Annotated in this window: 18 protein-coding genes and 2 tRNA genes; 2 read left to right on the plus strand and 18 right to left on the minus strand. The window is 56.5% G+C overall.

Features of this window, described 5'->3' with window-relative positions; all coding sequences use genetic code 11:
- Window positions 1–25: 25 nt before the first annotated feature.
- The 10 genes from nusA to rlmE form a co-directional block, all read right to left on the minus strand.
- Complete coding sequence (gene nusA, locus ACEN2T_RS22775; RefSeq protein WP_003212187.1) at window positions 26–1507, minus strand: transcription termination factor NusA; 1482 nt, start codon at window positions 1505–1507, stop codon at window positions 26–28.
- A gap of 47 nt (window positions 1508–1554) precedes the next feature.
- Complete coding sequence (rimP, locus tag ACEN2T_RS22780) at window positions 1555–2013, minus strand: ribosome maturation factor RimP (protein ID WP_032884784.1); 459 nt, start codon at window positions 2011–2013, stop codon at window positions 1555–1557.
- A gap of 140 nt (window positions 2014–2153) precedes the next feature.
- Window positions 2154–2230: transfer RNA gene (locus ACEN2T_RS22785), tRNA-Met, on the minus strand.
- 96 nt (window positions 2231–2326) lie between these two features.
- Window positions 2327–2412: transfer RNA gene (locus ACEN2T_RS22790), tRNA-Leu, on the minus strand.
- Window positions 2413–2434: 22 nt separating this feature from the next.
- Window positions 2435–2818 carry a preprotein translocase subunit SecG gene (secG, locus tag ACEN2T_RS22795; protein WP_010206600.1) on the minus strand — a complete coding sequence of 128 codons (384 nt, stop codon included), beginning with the start codon at window positions 2816–2818 and terminating at the stop codon, window positions 2435–2437.
- Window positions 2819–2822: 4 nt separating this feature from the next.
- On the minus strand, window positions 2823–3578 hold the full coding sequence (gene tpiA / locus ACEN2T_RS22800) for a triose-phosphate isomerase (protein WP_442117585.1): 756 nt from the start codon (window positions 3576–3578) through the stop codon (window positions 2823–2825).
- A gap of 66 nt (window positions 3579–3644) precedes the next feature.
- Window positions 3645–4982, minus strand: a complete 1338-nt coding sequence (gene glmM / locus ACEN2T_RS22805) for a phosphoglucosamine mutase (protein WP_032884717.1) — start codon at window positions 4980–4982, stop codon at window positions 3645–3647.
- Between the two features lie 16 nt (window positions 4983–4998).
- Complete coding sequence (gene folP / locus ACEN2T_RS22810; RefSeq protein WP_032884716.1) at window positions 4999–5850, minus strand: dihydropteroate synthase; 852 nt, start codon at window positions 5848–5850, stop codon at window positions 4999–5001.
- Window positions 5851–5858: 8 nt separating this feature from the next.
- Window positions 5859–7769, minus strand: a complete 1911-nt coding sequence (gene ftsH, locus ACEN2T_RS22815) for an ATP-dependent zinc metalloprotease FtsH (protein WP_027605365.1) — start codon at window positions 7767–7769, stop codon at window positions 5859–5861.
- A 200-nt stretch (window positions 7770–7969) separates the two neighbouring features.
- The gene (rlmE, locus tag ACEN2T_RS22820) at window positions 7970–8620 is read right to left on the minus strand and encodes a 23S rRNA (uridine(2552)-2'-O)-methyltransferase RlmE (protein ID WP_003235041.1); all 651 of its coding nucleotides are present in this window, start codon (window positions 8618–8620) and stop codon (window positions 7970–7972) included.
- Window positions 8621–8725: 105 nt separating this feature from the next.
- Between rlmE and ACEN2T_RS22825 the strand changes: the two genes are divergently transcribed.
- On the plus strand, window positions 8726–9034 hold the full coding sequence (locus ACEN2T_RS22825; RefSeq protein ID WP_017139256.1) for a YhbY family RNA-binding protein: 309 nt from the start codon (window positions 8726–8728) through the stop codon (window positions 9032–9034).
- Window positions 9035–9042: 8 nt separating this feature from the next.
- Here ACEN2T_RS22825 and ACEN2T_RS22830 read toward each other — a convergent pair whose 3' ends face one another.
- The 8 genes from ACEN2T_RS22830 to grpE form a co-directional block, all read right to left on the minus strand.
- Window positions 9043–9447, minus strand: coding sequence for a hypothetical protein (locus ACEN2T_RS22830; protein ID WP_032884715.1), 405 nt, complete (start codon window positions 9445–9447; stop codon window positions 9043–9045).
- 28 nt (window positions 9448–9475) lie between these two features.
- Window positions 9476–9952: a transcription elongation factor GreA gene (gene greA, locus ACEN2T_RS22835; RefSeq protein ID WP_032884714.1), complete on the minus strand. Its 477-nt coding sequence runs from the start codon at window positions 9950–9952 to the stop codon at window positions 9476–9478.
- Window positions 9949–13170, minus strand: coding sequence for a carbamoyl-phosphate synthase large subunit (carB, locus tag ACEN2T_RS22840; protein ID WP_032884713.1), 3222 nt, complete (start codon window positions 13168–13170; stop codon window positions 9949–9951). The genes greA and carB overlap by 4 nt, the downstream gene beginning before the upstream one ends.
- 105 nt (window positions 13171–13275) lie before the next feature.
- On the minus strand, window positions 13276–14412 hold the full coding sequence (carA, locus tag ACEN2T_RS22845; RefSeq protein ID WP_032884712.1) for a glutamine-hydrolyzing carbamoyl-phosphate synthase small subunit: 1137 nt from the start codon (window positions 14410–14412) through the stop codon (window positions 13276–13278).
- 259 nt (window positions 14413–14671) lie between these two features.
- Window positions 14672–15478, minus strand: a complete 807-nt coding sequence (gene dapB / locus ACEN2T_RS22850) for a 4-hydroxy-tetrahydrodipicolinate reductase (RefSeq protein WP_032884711.1) — start codon at window positions 15476–15478, stop codon at window positions 14672–14674.
- Between the two features lie 10 nt (window positions 15479–15488).
- Entirely contained in the window at window positions 15489–16613 is a 1125-nt protein-coding gene (gene dnaJ / locus ACEN2T_RS22855) for a molecular chaperone DnaJ (RefSeq protein ID WP_181640508.1), read from the minus strand.
- Window positions 16614–16931: 318 nt separating this feature from the next.
- Window positions 16932–18848 (minus strand): molecular chaperone DnaK, encoded by a 1917-nt coding sequence (gene dnaK / locus ACEN2T_RS22860; protein WP_032884708.1) that lies wholly within the window; start codon window positions 18846–18848, stop codon window positions 16932–16934.
- Window positions 18849–18950: 102 nt separating this feature from the next.
- Entirely contained in the window at window positions 18951–19511 is a 561-nt protein-coding gene (gene grpE / locus ACEN2T_RS22865) for a nucleotide exchange factor GrpE (RefSeq protein WP_017139264.1), read from the minus strand.
- A gap of 254 nt (window positions 19512–19765) precedes the next feature.
- On the opposite strand from grpE, the gene recN reads away from it, so the two are divergent.
- Window positions 19766–21439: a DNA repair protein RecN gene (gene recN / locus ACEN2T_RS22870; protein WP_442117586.1), complete on the plus strand. Its 1674-nt coding sequence runs from the start codon at window positions 19766–19768 to the stop codon at window positions 21437–21439.
- Window positions 21440–21485 lie beyond the last annotated feature (46 nt).

Genomic DNA, 21485 nt, shown 5'->3' on the forward strand with positions numbered 1-21485 from the left:
ACTTCTCTCCTCAGGCCGCGCCTAATTACTCGAACCAATGGGCTCGGGCGGCCATGATCAACTTGCCGGCACGATCATCGTCAATGCCGTCGATGTCGAGCAGATCGTCAATAGACTGCTCGGCCAGGTCTTCGCGGGTAATTACGCCGCGCACCGCCAGTTCCATCGCCAAATCCTTGTCCATACCCTCAAGCGAGAGTAGGTCTTCGGCCGGATGGGCGTCTGCCAGCTTTTCCTCAGTAGCGATGGCTTTAGTCAACAAACGATCCTTGGCCCGAGCGCGAAGCTCGTTGACGGTGTCTTCGTCAAAGCCGTCGATGTTGAGCATTTCTTCCAACGGTACGTAGGCAATCTCTTCCAGGCTGGTGAAGCCTTCATCTACCAGCACCTGTGCCAGGTCTTCGTCGACTTCCAACTCGTCAATGAAGTTGCGCAGGATGTCACCGGTTTCAGCTTGCTGCTTAGCCTGGATGTCCGATTCGGTCATCACGTTCAGGGTCCAGCCGGTCAATTGGCTGGCCAGACGCACGTTCTGACCACCACGACCAATGGCCTGAGCCAGATTGTCTGCGCCAACGGCGATGTCCATTGCATGGGCATCTTCGTCAACGATAATTGCCGCCACTTCAGCAGGCGACATGGCGTTGATCACGAACTGCGCCGGGTTATCGTCCCACAGGACGATGTCCACACGCTCACCGCCCAATTCGCCCGACACTGCCTGGACGCGCGAACCGCGCATACCGATGCAAGCGCCTTGCGGGTCGATGCGTTTGTCCTTGGAACGGACCGCGATCTTGGCGCGCGAACCCGGGTCGCGGGACGCAGCCATGACTTCGATCAGGCCTTCGGCGATTTCCGGCACTTCGATACGGAACAGCTCGATCAGCATTTCCGGCGCGGTACGCGACAGGATCAACTGAGGGCCACGGTTCTCGGTGCGGATTTCCTTGAGCAGCGCACGCAAACGCACGCCGACACGGAAGGTTTCGCGAGAGATGATGTCTTCGCGGGCCAGCAACGCTTCGGCGTTGTTGCCCAGATCGACGATCACATTGTCGCGGGTAACTTTTTTCACAGTGCCGGAGATAATTTCTCCCAGCCGCTCGCGATAGGCGTCAACGACTTGAGCGCGCTCGGCTTCACGAACCTTCTGCACGATGACCTGCTTGGCGGTCTGTGCAGCAATGCGGCCGAACTCGATGGACTCGATCTTTTCTTCGACGACATCACCGACCTGGGCGCCTGGGTGCGTTTCGGCAACCTTGCTTGGCCAGGTTTCGATGGCCGGATCATCAAGATCAGCTTCTTCGACGACCGTCCAGCGACGGAAAGTCTCATAGGCACCGGTGTGGCGGTTAATTTCCACACGCAGATCAACTTCGTCTTCAAAACGCTTTTTGGTAGCAGTGGCCAGAGCCAACTCCAGCGCTTCAAAAATCACGTTTGCCGGTACGCCCTTTTCATTGGATACCGACTCAACAACCAGCAGTACTTCTTTGCTCATCGTACGCCTCGCCTTTCGCAAGCCATTGGATCCGCGGGATCCGCGTCTCAGTCAAAACTGGGAATAATGTTGGCCTTGTCGATCATATCGATCGGCAACAGGAACTCATGGTCTTCTACCTGCACCACGACATCCTGTTCTTCTACACCGCGCAGAAGGCCCTGAAAGTTGCGTCGTCCTTCAAAAGGAGATCGCAGCTTGATCTTCACTTGTTCACCGGCAAATTTTGCAAACTGATCAATAGTGAACAGTGGGCGTTCCATGCCTGGCGAGGAAACTTCGAGGGTGTATTCAACGGAAATTGGATCTTCAACATCCAGCACACCGCTGATCTGACGGCTGACAATGGCACAATCGTCCACCAGCACACCGCCCTCTTTATCGATATAAACGCGCAACATTGAGTGGCGACCTTGAGCCGAAAACTCAACACCCCAGCATTCATAGCCTAGGGCCACGACCACCGGGGCCAACAAGGCCTGCAACTCTTCTAGCTTGCTCGACACCTGAACCCCCTCGTGCATGTATGTGCATGCTGTGCAAAATAAAAAAATGGGCGAAACGCCCATCCTTGAAACGCCGTCGAACAGCGGCGTTGAAAGTGTCCAGCTAACAAAAAGCCCCTTTAAAGGGGCTCCGCTAAAACTGGTTGCGGGGGCCGGATTTGAACCGACGACCTTCGGGTTATGAGCCCGACGAGCTACCAGACTGCTCCACCCCGCGACAAAGCTGGGGCGGAAGTATACGACCGATCCCTTAAAGGGTCAATGTAACCTTCCACCTACAAGAAAGCCCGCAACAGCGGGCTCTCCTGATAATTGGTACCGAGAAGGGGACTCGAACCCCTACACCCTATGGGCACAACCACCTCAAGGTTGCGTGTCTACCAATTCCACCACCTCGGCAATACAGCGCTTACAACCCTTCTTACTTCTGCTCTTGAGCTGGAGGTACGTCAGTCGCTGGAGTAGCCGACTTTTGCTCTTGAAGCACCGGGACATCATCAGAAGCCGGTTTTGCTTTTGGTACTTCCAACACTGCTGGGTTTGGCAAACCTACTTGAGTCAGCACATGAGCTTTCTCTTTAGCAAAGTAACCTAACCCTAAGCTGGTTATGAAGAAACCGGCGGCAAGTATAGCAGTAAACTTACTAAGAAAGGTAGAGGAACCTTGGCTTCCGAATACAGTATTTGAAGCACCTGCACCAAAAGACGCACCAGCATCCGCACCTTTACCCTGTTGCAACAAAACCAGGGCAACTACGCCCAGGGCTGCCAACAGATGAAAAACGACTACGACTGTTTCCAGCATTTTTTCAGTTTCCCGCGGCGCGACAAATCGCACCGAACTCATCTGCATTCAGGGAAGCTCCACCAATGAGCCCCCCATCGATATCCGGCATGCCGAACAGTTCGACCGCATTGGCCGCCTTCACGCTGCCGCCGTATAGAAGCCGCACACCTTGTGCGATTTCAGAATTCTCTGCCGCTAACTGCGCACGGATGGCTGCGTGCACATCCTGCGCCTGTTGCGGTGTAGCAGTCAGCCCGGTGCCAATGGCCCAGACCGGCTCGTAAGCAATTACCGCCTTTGCGAAAGCACCAACACCCAGCTCCTCGATGATGCTGCCAAGCTGACGCGAGACAACCTCAAGAGTCTTGCCAGATTCACGCTGCTCAAGGGTCTCCCCAATACACAGCACCGGAATCAAGCCACAAGCCTGTGCAGCTGCGAACTTGCGATTGAGCGTTCCATCACGCTCGCCCATCACCTGACGGCGCTCGGAGTGCCCAACAAGCACATAGGAACAACCCGCATCAACCAGCTGACTCGGTGCAATCTCACCGGTCAACGCACCTTGCATGGCTTCCACCGCAGAATTCTGCGAGCCGACCTGAATCGACTTACCTTTCAAGCCATCAACCACTTGGGTGATATGCAAGTAAGGCGGGAACACCGCGATGTCAACACCGCTAGGCAAGGCCAAGTGACGAAGGCCATTGATCAGCTCAGCGACACTGGCGCGGGTACCGTGCATCTTCCAGTTACCAGCTACCATAGTGCGACGCATGCTGTACCTCGTCGGTCAAAGTGGGCGCAGATGTTACCCAACCACATCATCACTGGCAAGCCGAATTCAGGCGCAAACTTCAGTTACCAGTTTTGCCAGGTCTTCGGCGTGGCCGCGAACCTGTATTTCATCGTCACCTTCGACCATAACGCGCACCAAAGGCTCTGTGCCGGACTTACGTAGCAATACCCGTCCACGACCAGCCATTGCCAGGGTCGCGCGCTCGCAAGCCTCTTTGACAGCAGGGTGGTCGATCGGGTTTTCTCCACCTGCGAAACGCACGTTAAGCAATACTTGCGGGCATTTGCGCAAAGCCTGACGAGCCTGAGCCAGGCTCTCTTCGCGGCGACGCAAAGCCAATAGCACCTGCAACGCAGCAATAATCGCGTCACCGGTGGTGGTGTGCTGGAAGCACACCACGTGCCCGGAGTTCTCACCACCTACCTGCCAGTTACGCTCCAGCAGCTCGGCGATCACATATCGGTCACCGACATTGGCGCGAACAAAAGGAATACCCAGGTCTGCCAACGCAAGCTCAAGCCCAAGATTGCTCATCAGCGTACCGACGACACCGCCTTGCAGCTTGTTGCGCTCATGCAGGTCGCGGGCAATGATAAACAACAGATCATCGCCATCGACCACGGCACCCGTGTGGTCAACCATCAGCACGCGGTCGCCGTCACCGTCGAAGGCAATACCGAGGTCGGCATGCTCGGCCAGGACAGCAGCTTGCAGCTGCTCCATATGGGTCGAGCCGCAGTTCTCGTTGATGTTCAGTCCGTTGGGCTGAGCCGACAGCACAGTCACGTCTGCGCCCAGCTCCTTAAATACGCTTGGCGCGACTTTGTAGGTCGCACCATGGGCGCAGTCGACGACAACCTTCAGGCCGGCAAAGTTGGTACTGGTTGGCACACTGCTCTTGCAGAACTCGATATAACGACCGGATGCGTCATTGATCCGCGACACCTTGCCCAGCTTGCTGGACTCGACCACGGTCATCGGCGCATCCAACAGCTCTTCGATCATCAACTCAATCTCGTCCGGCAATTTGGTGCCCTGCCCCGAGAAAAACTTGATGCCATTGTCGTCATGAGGGTTGTGCGAGGCGCTGATCACAATACCTGCTTCAGCGTGAAACGTACGCGTCAGGTAAGCGATCGCCGGAGTCGGCATCGGGCCCAGCAACATCACATCAGCACCTGCGGCGGACAAGCCAGCCTCTAGCGCAGACTCAAACATGTACCCGGAAATCCGGGTGTCCTTGCCCACCAGGATGCGGCATGCGCCCATGCTGCGGAACGCCATGCCTGCCGCCCAACCCAGCTTGAGCATGAAATCTGGAGTAATCGGAAACTCGCCGACCCGACCACGGATCCCGTCGGTGCCAAAGTATTTTTTTGTCATAAGTGCTCCATCATTCTTATTCGGCAGATTCTACAGCGGCAATCATGCGCACCACATCCACGGTTTCTGCAACGTCATGCACACGCAAGATGCGTGCGCCTTTGGTCACTGCAAGTGCCGCCAGTGCGAGGCCACCATACAACCGCTCACCCACCGGACGGCTCAATGCCAGCCCTATCATGCTTTTGCGCGATACACCGACCAACAGGGGCCGACCAAGGGCATGCAAGGACTCCATGTGTTTGAACAAACTTAAATTGTGTTGCAGGGTCTTGGCGAAACCAAACCCCGGATCAAGGATGATCCTTTCAGGCGCAATACCTACCGCAGCGCATTGGGCAACGCGTTCTGAGAGAAAACCACTCACCTCACCAACCAGGTCATCATAGTGCGGACTGTCCTGCATATTGCCGGGCTCACCCAGCATATGCATCAAACACACCGGCAAACCGGTAGCCGCAGCTGCATCCAGAGCGCCGTCGCGCTGCAGGGACCGCACATCGTTGATCAAGCCGGCACCTAATCGCGCAGTCTCACGCATCACGGCCGGGGTGGAAGTATCAACCGAAATAATCACATCCAACTCTCGAGCGATGCGCTCGACAATCGGCGCCACGCGCTCCAACTCTTCCAGAGGAGAAACAACGCGAGCACCAGGCCGAGTTGATTCACCACCGACATCAATCAAGGTCGCGCCGGCCGCCACCATGGCTTCTGCGTGACGCAGTGCAGCATCAAGTTGGCTGAAGCGGCCACCATCGGAAAAGGAGTCAGGGGTTACATTAAGAATGCCCATAACATGTGTATGGGCCAAATCAAGAACCCGGTTGCCGCAAGGCAACCGGGGGGAGGACGAAGCAAAAGTCATTTCAAACCTTAGTGGTCAGCTGCCGGGCCACCGATTGGGGTTTCAGGGCGCTCGTTCTGAACCACAGGCGGGGTGCCCGAAGTACCCGAACCACCTTCCCAATCACGAGGCTCACGAGGTGCACGACCGGCCATAATGTCGTCGATCTGGTCTGCATCGATGGTCTCGTACTTCATCAATGCATCAGCCATTGCATCGAGCTTGTCGCGATTATCGGTCAGGATTTGTTTGGCCGTGCCATAGCACTGGTCAATGATACTGCGCACCTCGGAGTCAATCAGCTTGGCTGTCTCACCGGAGAAACTGGCGTTTTGACCACCGCCGCCACGACCCAGGAATACTTCACCTTCTTCCTCGGCGTACATCAAAGGACCGAGCTTTTCCGACAAACCCCACTTGGTCACCATGTTTCGCGCAATCTGACTGGCGCGCATGATGTCGTTGGAAGCCCCAGTGGTCACGCCGTCGAAGCCCAATGTCATCTCTTCAGCGATTCGACCGCCGTACAGAGAGCAGATCTGACTGATCAACGCACGCTTGGAGAGACTGTAACGATCCTCTTCCGGCAGGAACATGGTGACACCCAAGGCGCGACCACGAGGAATGATCGACACTTTGTAGACTGGATCATGCTCAGGCACGACACGCCCCACAATGGCGTGACCCGCTTCGTGATAAGCAGTGTTCTGCTTCTCTTTTTCGGACATGACCATGGATTTGCGCTCAGCGCCCATCATGATCTTATCTTTCGCCAGTTCGAACTCTTTCATTTCAACAATGCGCTTGCCGGTACGGGCTGCAAACAGCGAAGCCTCGTTCACCAGGTTGGCCAAGTCAGCACCGGAGAAGCCTGGAGTACCACGGGCAATCACAGCCGGAGCTACGTCGTCACCCATTGGGACTTTGCGCATGTGCACTTTCAGAATCTGTTCACGACCACGAATGTCCGGCAGACCAACCACAACCTGACGGTCGAAGCGGCCCGGACGAAGCAGTGCAGGGTCAAGCACGTCTGGACGGTTGGTTGCGGCTATCACGATGATGCCGTCATTCATCTCAAAACCATCCATCTCGACCAGCAGCTGGTTGAGAGTCTGCTCACGCTCATCGTGGCCACCACCCATGCCGGCCCCACGATGGCGACCAACGGCGTCGATTTCATCGATAAAGATGATGCATGGCGCGTGCTTCTTGGCCTGTTCAAACATATCGCGAACGCGGCTGGCGCCGACACCAACGAACATTTCAACGAAGTCAGAACCGGAAATCGTGAAGAACGGCACCTTGGCTTCGCCAGCAATCGCCTTGGCCAGCAAGGTTTTACCGGTACCTGGAGGGCCGACCATCAGCACGCCGCGAGGAATACGACCACCCAGGCGCTGAAATTTGCCTGGATCGCGCAAGAACTCCACCAACTCGCCGACTTCTTCCTTCGCCTCATCGCAACCTGCTACGTCAGCCAGTGTGGTCTTCACCTGATCCTCAGAGAGCAGGCGCGCCTTGCTCTTGCCGAAGCTCATCGGCCCGCCCTTGCCCCCCGCACCGCCCTGCATCTGGCGCATGAAGAACATGAACACGGCAATGATCACCAGGATCGGGAAGCTTGCCACCAGGAGTTGAGTCCAAATGCTCTGCTGCTCAGGCTGCTTGCCTTCGACAACCACGTGGTTATCCACCAGGTCACCGATCAGACCGTTGTCCTGGATTGCCGGACGAATGGTCTTAAAGCTATCGCCATCGTTGCGTTTGCCGGTGATCACGTAGCCATCAACCGCTACGCGCTCGACCTTGCCATCCTTAACTTGCTGGATGAAGTCGGAATAGTTGAGGGTCTGCGGCTCGTTAGGACTGGAGAAGTTGTTCATCACCGTCACGAGGACAGCCGCGATGATCAACCACAGGATCAGATTCTTTGCCATATCGTTCAATTAACTACCCTCTGAAGCAAGCTCCGCTACTGGCGCGCGCTTCGCATGATATTCACCGGCCTAACTTACTACATTACCTACAACTCTGGCAGGCGCCGTCTGTAACCCTTTGTGAAACTTTGACTACATAATATTCGTAAAGCTTCGTGACGAAAGCGACATAAAAAAACCTATCGCCCTCCTCGAATAAATCAAAAACGCTCTTCACTCGCCGCGCCTTCAACCCCGCGGAACCCGCGGCACAGCAGATATTGCTCGCGAGACCGGTCCCGGGAAGAGTCCGGCTTTCGCGTCTGCACCTTGTCGAACAGCTTGCGAATGTTCTTGTGATACTCGTCAAAACCTTCGCCCTGGAAGACTTTCACAAGGAAATCACCGCCCGGACGCAACACCCGGCCCGCCAAATCCAGTGCCAATTCACAGAGGAACATGGCCCGCGGCATATCGACGGCCGGTAATCCACTCATATTGGGGGCCATGTCGGAAATCACAAGGTCTACCTGCGAATTTCCCACGGCCTCCAGAATCTCGGCCAATACCGAGTCCTGGGTGAAGTCGCCGTGCACAAAGGTCACATCCGGGATGCTGTCCATCTCAAGGATGTCGGACGCGATCAATCTTCCCTGGCCACCAATCAGACGACTGGTCACTTGAGACCAGCCACCCGGCGCCGCGCCAAGATCAATCACGCTCATGCCCGGACGAATCAATTTGTCCTTGTCTTGGATCTCCAGGAGCTTGTAACTGGCCCGCGAACGGTAGCCGTCCTTCTGCGCCTTTTTGACGTAAGGATCGTTGAAATGCTCTTGCAGCCACTTAAGGCTAGTTTTGGAACGGGCCACGGGCCACCTCGAAAATAAAACGGGTCGTGATTAACTGGGCGGTCCCGGACTCGCTCGGGTAAACTGGCCGCCGCTTTTTACAAGATCAGACGCAGGGGTCAGATTATGCCGCTCACTCAAGAGCAGAAGAAACAGTACAAATCCATTGGCCACCATCTGAAACCAGTTCTGATTGTGGCAGACAACGGTTTGACTGAGGGTGTGTTAGCCGAACTTGAACGCGCATTGGGCGATCACGAACTGATCAAGATTAAGGTCAACATCCTTGACCGCGAAGCGCGCCTGGCCGCCATTGCAGAACTGTGCAAGGTTGGCAAAGCGGACCTGGTTCAGGTCATCGGCAAGATGGCGCTGCTGTATCGCAAGAACTTCAGCGTCAACAAGCAACTGTCGAACGTTCATCGCTTCAAATGACACAAGGGTCACGGGCGTGCTTTGCGCGCCCTGCCACTCCATCCTGGCGCGGGCTGTACTACCAACACCAAGCCGGAAAACCCTAGCACAAGATAGCTGAATAGCTGCCAGCGCAACGCTTCCGGCAGCCAAACATGCACGATGCAATACATTGCACACGCATACAGCGCCATCAACAGCAGTTGGCCGCGAATATCCCGCCACAAACTCACAAAACCCTCAGCCTTGACCAGCACCAATGCCTGAAGGGTCACGCACGCCGCTGCAAACCCCACCAGCAACGCGCTCAGCAATCCATCGATCTCATCGATCAACAGCGGAGCCAGGCCAATAAGGCCCAGCACCGGGAGTACACCAATGTGCAGCAACCACAGGCCACCCACCCAAAGCATCTGGGAGAGCTGCCAAAGCATGGCGCCCGCACGAAGCGGGCGCCGCCTTTCAGACGTGACGAACTTCAACAATCTCGTACTCGATCACGCCACCAGGTGTTTTTACAGCGACCACATCACCCTCTTCCTTGGCAATCAAGGCGCGGGCGAGCGGCGAACCGACAGAGATCTTGCCGAGTTTGAAGTCAGCTTCGTCTTCGCCAACGATGTGATAGACCACGCTTTCGTCCGTCTCGACGTTAGCGATTTCCACGGTCGTGCCGAAAATCACCTTGCCGGTTTTCGGAATGGTCGTGACATCGATGATGACCGCATTCTGCATGCGCCCTTCGATGTCACGGATCCGCGCCTCGACCATACCTTGCTGCTCGCGAGCAGCGTGGTATTCAGCGTTTTCCTTCAAGTCACCCAGCTCGCGGGCCGTACCGATGTCCTGGCTCAACTTAGGACGTACGACCTTGGTCAGATGGGCGTGCTCCTCTTCCAGGGCCTTTGCGCCCTGGACGGTCATTGGGTATTTGATCATGCCTTCAATCCTGCGTGTAGATCCTGCAAGCGGCGCACGGTCTTTTCTGGACCGAACTTGAGCGCTTCACAGATAGCTTCGCCAGCAGCAATGGTGGTGGTGCAGTAGATCTTGTGCTGCAAGGCATTACGGCGAATAGAGTAGGAATCCGCGATCGACTGACGACCTTCGGTGGTGTTGATGATCAGAGTAACTTCGTCATTCTTGATCATGTCGACCACGTGCGGACGGCCTTCCGTCACCTTGTTTACGCGTCGCACCTTCAGGCCTGCCGCTTCGATCAGCTTGGCGGTACCTGCTGTGGCAACTACTTCAAAGCCCAAGCTGATCAGATCACGGGCAACGCCCGCAACTAGTGGTTTGTCGTCATCACGCACACTGATAAACGCAGTTCCGCCGGTCGGTAGCACTTCGCTGGCGCCCATCTGAGCTTTGGCAAATGCTTCACCGAAGGTATCGCCCACGCCCATCACTTCACCGGTGGACTTCATCTCTGGGCCCAGGATTGGGTCCACACCAGGGAATTTGGCGAATGGGAACACCGCCTCTTTCACGCTGTAGAAGTTCGGAATGATTTCCTTGGTGAAGCCGATTTCCTTCAGGGTCTTACCAGCCATCACACGGGCAGCGATCATGGCCAGGGACACACCGATGCACTTGGATACAAACGGTACGGTACGCGAAGCACGTGGGTTAACCTCAATGACGTAGATGTCTTCGCCTTGCAGCGCCAACTGAACGTTCATCAGGCCGACAACACCCAACTCAAGGGCCATTTTTTTGACCTGCTCGCGCATCTCATCTTGGATGTGCAGCGGCAACGAATATGGCGGCAGCGAGCATGCGGAGTCACCGGAGTGAACGCCTGCCTGCTCGATGTGCTGCATGATCGCGCCGATCACCACGTCGGTGCCGTCGCAAACCGCATCGACGTCCATTTCGATGGCGCAGTTGAGGAAGTGGTCCAGCAGCACCGGGCTGTCATTGGACACTTTCACCGCATCACGCAAGTAACGCTTGAGCTCGTCCTCTTCGTAGACGATTTCCATCGCCCGACCGCCCAGCACATAGGAAGGACGCACCACCAGCGGATAGCCGATCTTGCTGGCTGCACGGATGGCTTCATCTTCGCTGCGAACGGTAGCGTTTGGCGGCTGACGCAGGTTAAGGCGCTCAACCATTTGCTGGAAGCGTTCACGATCTTCAGCGCGGTCGATAGCGTCCGGGCTGGTACCGATAATCGGCACTCCAGCAGCCTCAAGCGCACGCGCCAGTTTAAGCGGGGTTTGGCCGCCATACTGCACGATCACGCCTTTCGGCTTCTCAACGCGCACGATTTCCAGCACGTCTTCCAGTGTCACTGGCTCGAAGTACAGGCGATCAGAGGTGTCGTAGTCGGTGGAAACAGTTTCCGGGTTGCAGTTGACCATGATGGTCTCGTACCCGTCGGCGCGCAGAGCGAGCGCGGCGTGCACACAGCAGTAGTCGAACTCGATGCCTTGGCCGATACGGTTAGGACCACCGCCCAGGATCATGATCTTGTCACGACCCGACGGCGCAGCCTCGCACTCTTCCTCGTAGGTGGAGTAAAGGTACGCGGTATCGGTGGAGAACTCGGCCGCACAGGTATCAACGCGCTTGTAGACCGGGAAGATGTCCAACTTATGGCGATGCGTGCGCAGGTTCTTCTCGGTCACACCCAGCAGTTTGGCCAGGCGTTGATCGGAGAAGCCTTTGCGCTTGAGGCGGAACATCATGTCGCGGTCGATGCTAGCCAGCCCCAGGGTCTTGACCTTCTCTTCTTCCTTGATCAGATCTTCGATCTGTACCAAGAACCATGGGTCGATCATGTTCATGCCGAAGATGTCTTCGACAGTCATACCGGCACGGAAGGCGTCAGCGACGTACCAGATACGCTCGGCGCCCGGCACAGTCAGCTCACGCTTGAGCACGCTCATGCTTTCCGGGTTGCTCAGGTCGAGCTTCTCGTCGAGGCCGCAAACCCCCACTTCCAGACCACGCAGAGCTTTCTGCAAGGACTCCTGGAACGTACGGCCGATGGCCATAACTTCGCCGACCGACTTCATCTGAGTGGTCAGACGCGCGTCAGCCTTGGCGAATTTCTCAAAGGCAAAACGTGGAAGCTTGGTCACTACGTAGTCGATGGACGGTTCAAAGGACGCAGGGGTCTTGCCGCCGGTGATGTCGTTCGACAACTCGTCCAGGGTGTAACCCACAGCCAGCTTGGCCGCGACCTTCGCAATCGGGAAGCCGGTAGCTTTAGAGGCAAGGGCCGACGAACGGGAAACACGCGGGTTCATCTCGATCACGACCATACGACCGGTGTCCGGGCAGATGCCGAACTGGACGTTGGAACCGCCGGTTTCCACACCGATCTCACGCAATACCGCCAGGGAGGCATTACGCAGGATCTGATATTCCTTGTCCGTCAGGGTTTGTGCAGGAGCAACAGTGATCGAGTCACCGGTGTGCACGCCCATCGGATCGAAGTTTTCGATGGAGCAGACGATGATGCAGTTGTCCTTCTTATCGCGGACAACCTCCATCTCATATTCTTTCCAGCCGATCAGAGACTCGTCGATCAGCAGCTCTTTGGTCGGAGACAGGTCCAGACCACGGGCGCAGATTTCTTCGAACTCTTCACGGTTGTAGGCGATGCCGCCACCGGTGCCTCCCATGGTAAAGGACGGACGAATGATGCACGGGAAACCGAGGGTTTCCAGGACCGCATAGGCCTCTTCCATACTGTGGGCGATGCCGGAACGCGGGCACGCCAGGCCGATGGATTTCATGGCCTTGTCGAAACGCGAACGGTCTTCAGCCTTGTCGATGGTGTCGGCATTGGCGCCGATCATCTCTACGCCGAATTTTTCCAGGACGCCTTCGCGCTCCAGGTCCAGGGCACAGTTCAGAGCGGTCTGGCCACCCATGGTTGGCAACAGGGCGTCCGGACGCTCCTTCTCGATGATCTTGGCAACGGTTTGCCATTTGATCGGCTCGATGTAGGTGGCGTCAGCCATGTCCGGGTCGGTCATGATCGTGGCCGGGTTGGAGTTCACCAGGATGACGCGGTAGCCCTCTTCGCGCAGGGCCTTGCAAGCCTGGGCGCCGGAGTAGTCGAATTCGCAAGCCTGGCCGATTACGATCGGGCCAGCGCCGAGAATCAGGATGCTTTTTATGTCTGTACGTTTTGGCATGGGTTTGTCACTCAAATCCGCAGGTCAATCGGCAAGCCGTCTTGAACAATCTTTGAAGAACCTTCGGGGGCCACCGGGTTTCGGGGCCGCCCGCAGGCCGCTCAGTCAGCGTCGCTTGGCCATCTCATTAATGAAACGGTCGAACAGCGGCGCTACGTCGTTCGGGCCCGGGCTGGCTTCAGGATGGCCCTGGAAGCTGAACGCGCTTTTGTCGGTGCGTTCGATGCCTTGAAGGGAACCGTCGAACAGCGACTTGTGAATTGCCCGGACGTTGCCCGGCAAGGTCGCTTCATCCACCGCAAACCCGTGGTTCTGACTGGTGATCATCACAACGCCTGTATCCAAGTCCTGCACAGGGTGGTTGGCACCGTGATGGCCATGACCCATTTTCAGAGTCTTGGCACCGGAGGCCAACGCCAACAGCTGGTGGCCCAGGCAGATACCGAATACCGGAATCTCGGTTTCCAGCACTTCCTTGATGGCCTGGATGGCATAGTCGCAAGGCTCCGGGTCACCCGGGCCGTTGGACAGGAACACACCGTCCGGTTGCAGGGCCAGAACATCGCTGGCCGGGGTTTGCGCAGGAACAACGGTCACGCGGCAACCGCGCTCAACCAGCATGCGCAGGATGTTGTATTTAACGCCGTAGTCGTAAGCGACCACGTGATAAGGCAGGTCAGCCGCGTCGATGGTCTCGTGGCTATCGGTCTTCAAGTCCCAGACCGTAGAGCGCCACTCGTACTGCTCCTTGGTGCTGACGACTTTCGCCAGGTCCATGCCTTTCAGGCCTGGGAAGCCTTGCGCCGCGGCAATCGCCGCTTCTTCGGAAATATTGTCACCGACCATGATGCAGCCATTCTGCGAGCCTTTTTCACGCAGGATGCGTGTGAGGCGACGCGTATCGATACCGGCGATCGCCACGACGTTATTGGCTTTCAGGTAATCCGACAGCGACATCGTGTTACGCCAGTTGCTCGCAACCAGTGGCAGGTCACGAATGACCAGGCCGGCCGACCATACACGATCAGACTCGACGTCTTCCGGTGTGGTACCGGTATTGCCGATGTGCGGATAGGTCAGGGTAACGATTTGCTGGGCGTAGGAAGGATCGGTAAGGATTTCCTGATAGCCGGTCATGGCGGTGTTAAACACCACCTCTCCAACGGTTTGACCGTCGGCTCCAATGGCTTCGCCGCGAAAAATGCTGCCATCAGCAAGGGCGAGTATGGCTGGCTTAGTCAAGAAGACCTCCCGTAAATAAAGCCTGAAAGGGCGATCGCAGGTTGTAAAAAAGCGGAGTGACGTATGGACACGTCACCCCGCTTCTTCACTGAATTATTCTGCGCGCTTTTAGTGGACACACTAAAGCTGTAGCTTACAGAAAAAGGCTTTTTTGGTCCACCGCTAATGAGCCTTAAAGGCAGGAGAATGCGACAGGACGTCGCTTAGCGGGTAAAAACGGGGCCTTAGGATAATCCTGAGACCCCGTTTTAGCTACTGATTAGTGAAGATCCAGTACATCGCGCATGTCGTACAGGCCTGCTTCACGACCTTCCAACCAAAGCGCAGCACGCACCGCCCCCTTGGCGAATGTCATGCGACTGGAAGCCTTGTGTGTGATTTCCAGGCGCTCGCCCTCGGTAGCGAACAGCACGGTGTGGTCACCCACAACATCACCACCGCGAACGGTCGCAAAGCCAATGGTGTCACGCGCTCGCGCACCGGTATGGCCTTCACGACCGTAAACGGCCACTTTAGACAGGTCACGCCCCAGCGCATCAGCAATAGCTTCGCCCATGCGTAGCGCTGTGCCCGACGGCGCATCGATCTTGTGACGGTGATGCGTTTCGATAATCTCGATATCCGCCTCATCACCCAACACGCGCGCCGCCATATCCAGCAACTTGAGCGACAGGTTCACGCCAACACTGAAGTTGGCAGCGAAGACGACAGGAATATCCTTGCCCGCCTCCACCAACAACTGCTTCTGCTCGGCAGTCAAACCCGTGGTACCGATCACCATCGCCTTGCCCGCCTTACGGCAGAATGCGAGATTTTTCAGCATCACTTCCGGCAGCGTGAAATCGATCAGCACGTCGAATTCGTCAGCCACCTGTTCCAGGTTGCCGGACAACGACACACCGATACGCCCCAGCGAAGCCAACTCACCCGCATCCGCACCAATCAACGTGCTGCCAGGGCGAACAATCGCCGCCGTCAGCCCAGAGGCCGGCGAACGCTGCTGCACTGCTTCGACCAGCGTCTTGCCCATGCGCCCGGCAGCGCCCATTACGGCTATACGTCGCATACTCACTTCCTTACAGGTCGCCGAAGAAGCGCTTCACGCCTTCGAAGAAGCCAGTGGTTTTCGGCGAATGGGTGTCATCGCCCTCCAACGAACTGCGGAACTCTTCAAGCAGTTCACGCTGACGGCGCCCCAGATTGACGGGAGTTTCCACCGCCACACGACACATCAGGTCGCCAGCACCGCCACCGCGCACCGGCGCTACGCCCTTGCCACGGATGCGGAACTGTTTACCGGTCTGCGTCCCCTCAGGAATCTTGAGCTTGACTCGACCATCAAGGGTCGGAATCTCCAACTCGCCACCCAAGGCCGCATCGACAAAGCTGATCGGCACTTCGCAGAACAGGTGCTTACCATCGCGCTGGAAGATCGAGTGCTCGCGCACATTGATCACCACGTACAAGTCACCCGTTGGTCCACCCTGCGCCCCGGCCTCGCCCTCGCCAGAAAGGCGAATACGATCACCAGTATCAACACCAGCCGGCACCTTCACCGAGAGGGTCTTGTACTCTTCGACGCGGCCCTCACCGTGGCACGAATCACACGGATCGGAAATGATCTTGCCTTGGCCATGGCAGCGCGGGCAGGTCTGCTGCACCGAGAAGAAGCCCTGCTGCATACGAACCTGGCCGATACCGCCGCAGGTTGGGCAGGTAATCGGCGAAGAGCCTTTCTTAGCCCCCGAACCATCGCACGGCTTGCAGTTAACCAACGTCGGTACGCGAATATTGACGCTGGTACCGCGCACGGCCTCTTCCAGGTTCAGTTCCAGGGTGTAACGCAAGTCGCTACCACGCTGGGCGCCACCACGCTGACCACCCCGGCCACCGCCAAAGAAGTCACTGAATACGTCACCGAAAATATCGGAGAAGTTCTGACCACCAAAACCAGCACCGCCACCCCCCATACTTGGGTCGACACCCGCATGACCATACTGGTCGTAGGCTGCACGCTTGTTGGGATCAGACAGACATTCGTAGGCCTCGTTGGCCTCTTTGAACATTTCTTCGGATTCTTTGCTATCCGGATTACGGTCCGGGTGGTGCTTCATCGCCAAGCGACGGTAAGCCTTTTTCAGGTCCGCCTCGCTGGAGCCGCGCTCCACACCCAATACTTCGTAATAGTCACGCTTTGCCATAAGTCTTTGCACTCTTAAGGACGTTCAGCCAGACCCTCCTGAGCCCGACTAAACTCGTTGAGCCCCAATACAGGCCCGGACCCAACTCACGTCAATTCAACGATCCTGGTCATTACTACTTTTTAGCCAGGGACCCGGCCAAAAACGCGGTATTTATTGATCGGAAAGCAGGAGCATTCCCGATCACACCGCCAGCATCCGAGCGTTGTCGCATGCTGTAAAAATTCACATACCCCAGACACGCCAACGCGGGAGCAAGCTCCCGCGCGGCGACATCCTACCAGTCACCGCTTGATAGCGGTCAACCGGGCGACCAACTTACTTGGTCTCTTTAACTTCTTCGAACTCAGCATCGACAACGTCGTCGTGCTTGGCTTCAGGCTCTGCCTGTTGCGCAGCAGCGTCAGCGGGCTGACCTTGTTCGGCGTACATCTTCTGAGCAACTGGCGCGGAGACTTTCGACAGTTCCTCAACCTTGGCATCGATAGCCGCCTTGTCGTCACCTTTTACAGCGGCTTCCAGCGCAACTACAGCGGCTTCAATTGCGGCCTTCTCTTCAGCGGTCACTTTCTCGCCAGCATCAGCGATCATTTTGCGCGTCGAGTGAACCAGTGCGTCACCCTGGTTACGAGCACCAGCCAGTTCTGCGAACTTGGCATCCGCATCAGCATTGGCTTCAGCATCACGAATCATCTGTTGAATTTCTTCATCAGACAGACCGGAGTTGGCCTTGATGGTGATCTTCTGCTCTTTGCCGGTAGCCTTGTCTTTCGCGCCGACGTGCAGGATGCCGTTGGCGTCGATGTCGAAGGTCACTTCAATTTGTGGCACGCCACGTGGTGCTGGTGGAATCTCAGCCAGATCGAACTTGCCCAAGGACTTGTTCTGAGCAGCCTGTTTACGCTCACCCTGCAGCACGTGAATGGTCACAGCACCCTGGTTGTCATCGGCAGTCGAGAACACTTGGGATTTCTTGGTAGGAATCGTAGTGTTTTTCTCGATCAGCGCAGTCATCACGCCACCCATGGTTTCGATACCGAGGGTCAGCGGACTTACGTCCAGCAGCAACACGTCTTTCACGTCACCGGCCAATACCGCGCCCTGGATGGCAGCACCCATGGCAACCGCTTCGTCCGGGTTTACGTCTTTACGTGCTTCTTTGCCGAAGAACTCGGTAACCAACTTCTGAACCAGTGGCATACGGGTCTGACCGCCCACCAGGATTACGTCGTTGATAGCACCAACGTCGATACCGGAGTCCTTCAGCGCGATGCGGCAAGGCTCGATAGTGCGCTGAACCAGGTCTTCAACCAGCGCTTCCAACTTGGCGCGAGAGATCTTCACGTTCAAGTGCTTAGGACCGGTAGCGTCTGCCGTGATGTACGGAAGGTTAACGTCGGTCGACTGAGCGGAAGACAGCTCAATTTTGGCTTTTTCAGCGGCTTCTTTAAGGCGCTGCATCGCCAGCGGGTCACCTTTGAGGTTCATGCCGCTTTCTTTCTTGAATTCGTCAACGAGGTAGTCGATCAGACGAATGTCAAAGTCCTCACCACCCAGGAAAGTGTCGCCGTTAGTAGCCAACACTTCGAACTGGTGTTCGCCGTCCACTTCAGCAATTTCGATCACGGAGACGTCAAAGGTACCGCCACCCAGGTCATAAACGATCACAGTGTGGTCGCCTTTGGCCTTGTCCATACCGTAAGCCAGAGCAGCTGCGGTTGGTTCGTTGATGATACGTTTTACGTCCAGACCCGCGATGCGGCCGGCGTCTTTGGTCGCCTGGCGCTGGCTGTCGTTGAAGTAGGCCGGAACGGTGATCACCGCTTCAGTCACTGTCTCACCCAGGTAGTCTTCGGCAGTCTTCTTCATCTTTTTCAAGATTTCAGCCGAGATCTGTGGCGGCGACATTTTCTGGCCGTTTACTTCAACCCAGGCGTCACCGTTGTCAGCCTTGGCGATTTTGTACGGAACCATCTTGATGTCTTTCTGTACGACTTCTTCGTCGAATTTACGACCAATCAGACGTTTTACCGCGTACAGCGTGTTATGCGGGTTAGTCACTGCCTGGCGCTTGGCCGACTGACCAACCAGGATTTCACCGTCGTTGGCGTAAGCAATGATCGACGGCGTGGTACGCGCGCCTTCGGCGTTTTCGATTACTTTTGCTACGCCGTTTTCCAGCACGGAGACGCAGGAGTTGGTGGTCCCCAGGTCAATACCGATAATTTTGCCCATGATTTACTCTCCCGAAACTTGAATTTGGTTGCCGCAGCAGTGGTGGCTAACTGCGGTAGCACTTAAACGCTTGACTTATAGATGGGGGCCTTGCGGCGGATTTCAAGCCTGCTCATCAATAGAAGGTGCAACCGGTGCAGGAGCCTTGCTCACCACTACCATTGCCGGACGCAGCAGACGGCCGTTGAGCTGATAACCCTTCTGGAACACTTTCAACACACTATTAGGTTCCAGATCATGGCTTTCCTGCATGGCCATAGCCTGGTGATGCTCAGCATTGAACGGTTCGCCGCCTTGCGGATCGATGGCTTCAAGCTGATAACGCTTCAGAGTGTCCTGAAACATTTTCAAGGTCAGCTCAATACCTTCGCGCATCGGGCGGATGTTTTCGTCATCCGGATTAGACAATTCAAGACCACGCTCCAGGCTGTCGATGATCGGCAGCAAGTCATTGGCGAATTTTTCCAGCGCGAACTTGTGAGCCTTTTCTACATCCTGCTCGGCACGGCGGCGGACGTTCTGCAGATCGGCGGCAACACGCAACGACTGATCCTGCGCAGCGGCCAACTGCTCTTCGAGCACTTGCACACGAGTTGCCAGTTCATCACCGGCAGCCGAATTGGCATCTGGAGTTTGCGTATCCTGCGTCTGTTCGTCAGCCATAGATTTCTCCTTTCAAAATCATGCGCGAACTCAACTCGCGCTTCTGCTCCGGTATATGGGGCCACAATTTCAAGGTTCAAGGGCGCAGGCGTTACCAAAAGTCTTTCGCTTGCCATAGATCAATTCCCGCGCCAACATTCTTCTTTGCGCTAAAAAACCTGCCGGACCGAGCAAATCGAGCTAAGCATCAGGATTGTCAGCCCCAAACAAAACACTGTATAAATAACCAGACCTAAAGCCTGGGAGCGGCCTTCATGCTCGTGCACCTGTCCGTACATAACTACGCCATCGTTGAACATCTGGATCTCGAACTGGATCGCGGGATGAGCGTAATCACAGGCGAAACCGGCGCCGGCAAGTCGATCATGCTCGACGCATTGGGCCTGACCCTGGGCGACCGAGCCGATAGTGGCGTAGTGCGCCCAGGGGCTGACAAGGCCGACATCCTGGCCACCTTCGACCTCGCCGATATCCCCGAAGCCGAAGGCTGGCTAGCCGAGCGCGACCTCAATAATGACGGCCCATGTATCCTGCGCCGCGTCATCACTGCCGAAGGACGCTCGCGCGGCTATATCAATGGAACGCCCTGCCCCCTCGGCGACCTGAAAGCCCTGGGTGAACTGCTGATAGACATTCATAGCCAGCATGAGCACCAGTCCCTGCTCAAAACCGATACCCACCGCCGCCTGCTCGACGAATACGCCGGCGCAACCGACCTTGCCCGGCAAGTACAACTGGCTGCCCAGCGCTGGCGCCAGACTCGCCAGGAGCTGGAGCGACTGTCCAACTCCGGCGACGAGCAGCGCGCTCGCCACCAACTGCTCAGCTATCAACTTGAAGAACTGGAAAGCCTGGGTCTTGGAGAAACTGAGCTGGAACAACTGGAGCAGGAACACAAGAACCTCACCAACGCCGAAACCCTGCTGGGTATCTGCCGCCAAGTGGTTGAGCAGTGCAGCGAGAGCGACTCCGGCAACGTGCTCAATGCGCTCACGGCGAGCCTAAACAGATTGTCCAGCGTTAACAGCGCTTCGGGCTCATTGAGTGAAGCCACAACCCTACTGACCAGTGCGCAAATCCAAGTAGAAGAAGCAGTAGGCGAGCTCAACCGCTTCCTGGATCATTTCGACGCCGACCCGGCGCGCCTGCAGGAAATAGAAGAGCGTCTTGACACCATCTACACCCTGGCGCGCAAACATCGAATCCAACCCACTGAAGTAGCAACCATGCAGCAAAAGCTGCTGGATGAAATCGAGACGCTGAACGCGAATGACGAATCCATCGAGCGACTAGGCGAAGAGCTCGGCTCTTTTGCCCGCCATTACCAGGAAAAGGCCCGCGAACTGAGCGAGCTGCGCCAACAGGCCGCCAGCAGTCTGGCAGATGCCGTTGAGCAGGAAATCCAGCGCCTGGGGATGCCGGGCGGGCGCTTCACCATTGAATTGCGCGCCAACACCACTACTGAGTTGCAGCCACACGGCCTGGAGCAGGTTGAGCTATTGGTCAGCGCCAACCCAGGGCAGCCGCTCAAGGCGCTTGCAAAAGTGGCGTCCGGTGGCGAGCTGTCGCGTATCAGCCTGGCGATCCAGGTGATTACTGCGCAAACATCCCGGGTACCTACGCTCGTGTTCGATGAGGTTGACGTAGGCATCGGCGGCCCTACCGCGGAGATTGTTGGCCAGTTGCTGCGTCGCCTGGGAGATCGAGGGCAGGTACTGACGGTCACTCACTTGCCACAAGTAGCAGCCCAGGGGCATCAACACTTATTTGTGCACAAGGTAAGAGGAAGCGATGCGACACACACGGCAGTATCTAAGCTGAGCAAGTCGGAACGCGTTGAAGAAGTGGCCCGAATGCTCGGGGGTATCGACCTGACTAAAGAGTCTTTAGCACACGCTAAGAAGATGGTCGTAACCACCAAGGCCTGACCCAAACTTTTCCTTATATAGAAAGCACGAAGGCGACCCTAGGGTC

The sequence above is a fragment of the Pseudomonas sp. W22_MBD1_FP4 genome, assembly GCF_052113765.1.
Taxonomy (GTDB): domain Bacteria; phylum Pseudomonadota; class Gammaproteobacteria; order Pseudomonadales; family Pseudomonadaceae; genus Aquipseudomonas; species Aquipseudomonas sivasensis.

Excerpts from the sequence above, each read along its gene's own strand:
- nusA (WP_003212187.1), bottom strand. The coding sequence starts at position 1,507 with ATGAGCAAAGAAGTACTGCTGGTTGTTGAGTCGGTATCCAATGAAAAG.
- secG (WP_010206600.1), bottom strand. The coding sequence starts at position 2,818 with ATGCTGGAAACAGTCGTAGTCGTTTTTCATCTGTTGGCAGCCCTGGGC.
- tpiA (WP_442117585.1), bottom strand. The coding sequence starts at position 3,578 with ATGCGTCGCACTATGGTAGCTGGTAACTGGAAGATGCACGGTACCCGC.
- glmM (WP_032884717.1), bottom strand. The coding sequence starts at position 4,982 with ATGACAAAAAAATACTTTGGCACCGACGGGATCCGTGGTCGGGTCGGC.
- folP (WP_032884716.1), bottom strand. The coding sequence starts at position 5,850 with ATGACTTTTGCTTCGTCCTCCCCCCGGTTGCCTTGCGGCAACCGGGTT.
- ftsH (WP_027605365.1), bottom strand. The coding sequence starts at position 7,769 with ATGGCAAAGAATCTGATCCTGTGGTTGATCATCGCGGCTGTCCTCGTG.
- ACEN2T_RS22825 (WP_017139256.1), top strand. The coding sequence starts at position 8,726 with ATGCCGCTCACTCAAGAGCAGAAGAAACAGTACAAATCCATTGGCCAC.
- ACEN2T_RS22830 (WP_032884715.1), bottom strand. The coding sequence starts at position 9,447 with ATGCTTTGGCAGCTCTCCCAGATGCTTTGGGTGGGTGGCCTGTGGTTG.
- greA (WP_032884714.1), bottom strand. The coding sequence starts at position 9,952 with ATGATCAAATACCCAATGACCGTCCAGGGCGCAAAGGCCCTGGAAGAG.
- carB (WP_032884713.1), bottom strand. The coding sequence starts at position 13,170 with ATGCCAAAACGTACAGACATAAAAAGCATCCTGATTCTCGGCGCTGGC.
- dapB (WP_032884711.1), bottom strand. The coding sequence starts at position 15,478 with ATGCGACGTATAGCCGTAATGGGCGCTGCCGGGCGCATGGGCAAGACG.
- dnaJ (WP_181640508.1), bottom strand. The coding sequence starts at position 16,613 with ATGGCAAAGCGTGACTATTACGAAGTATTGGGTGTGGAGCGCGGCTCC.
- dnaK (WP_032884708.1), bottom strand. The coding sequence starts at position 18,848 with ATGGGCAAAATTATCGGTATTGACCTGGGGACCACCAACTCCTGCGTC.
- grpE (WP_017139264.1), bottom strand. The coding sequence starts at position 19,511 with ATGGCTGACGAACAGACGCAGGATACGCAAACTCCAGATGCCAATTCG.
- recN (WP_442117586.1), top strand. The coding sequence starts at position 19,766 with ATGCTCGTGCACCTGTCCGTACATAACTACGCCATCGTTGAACATCTG.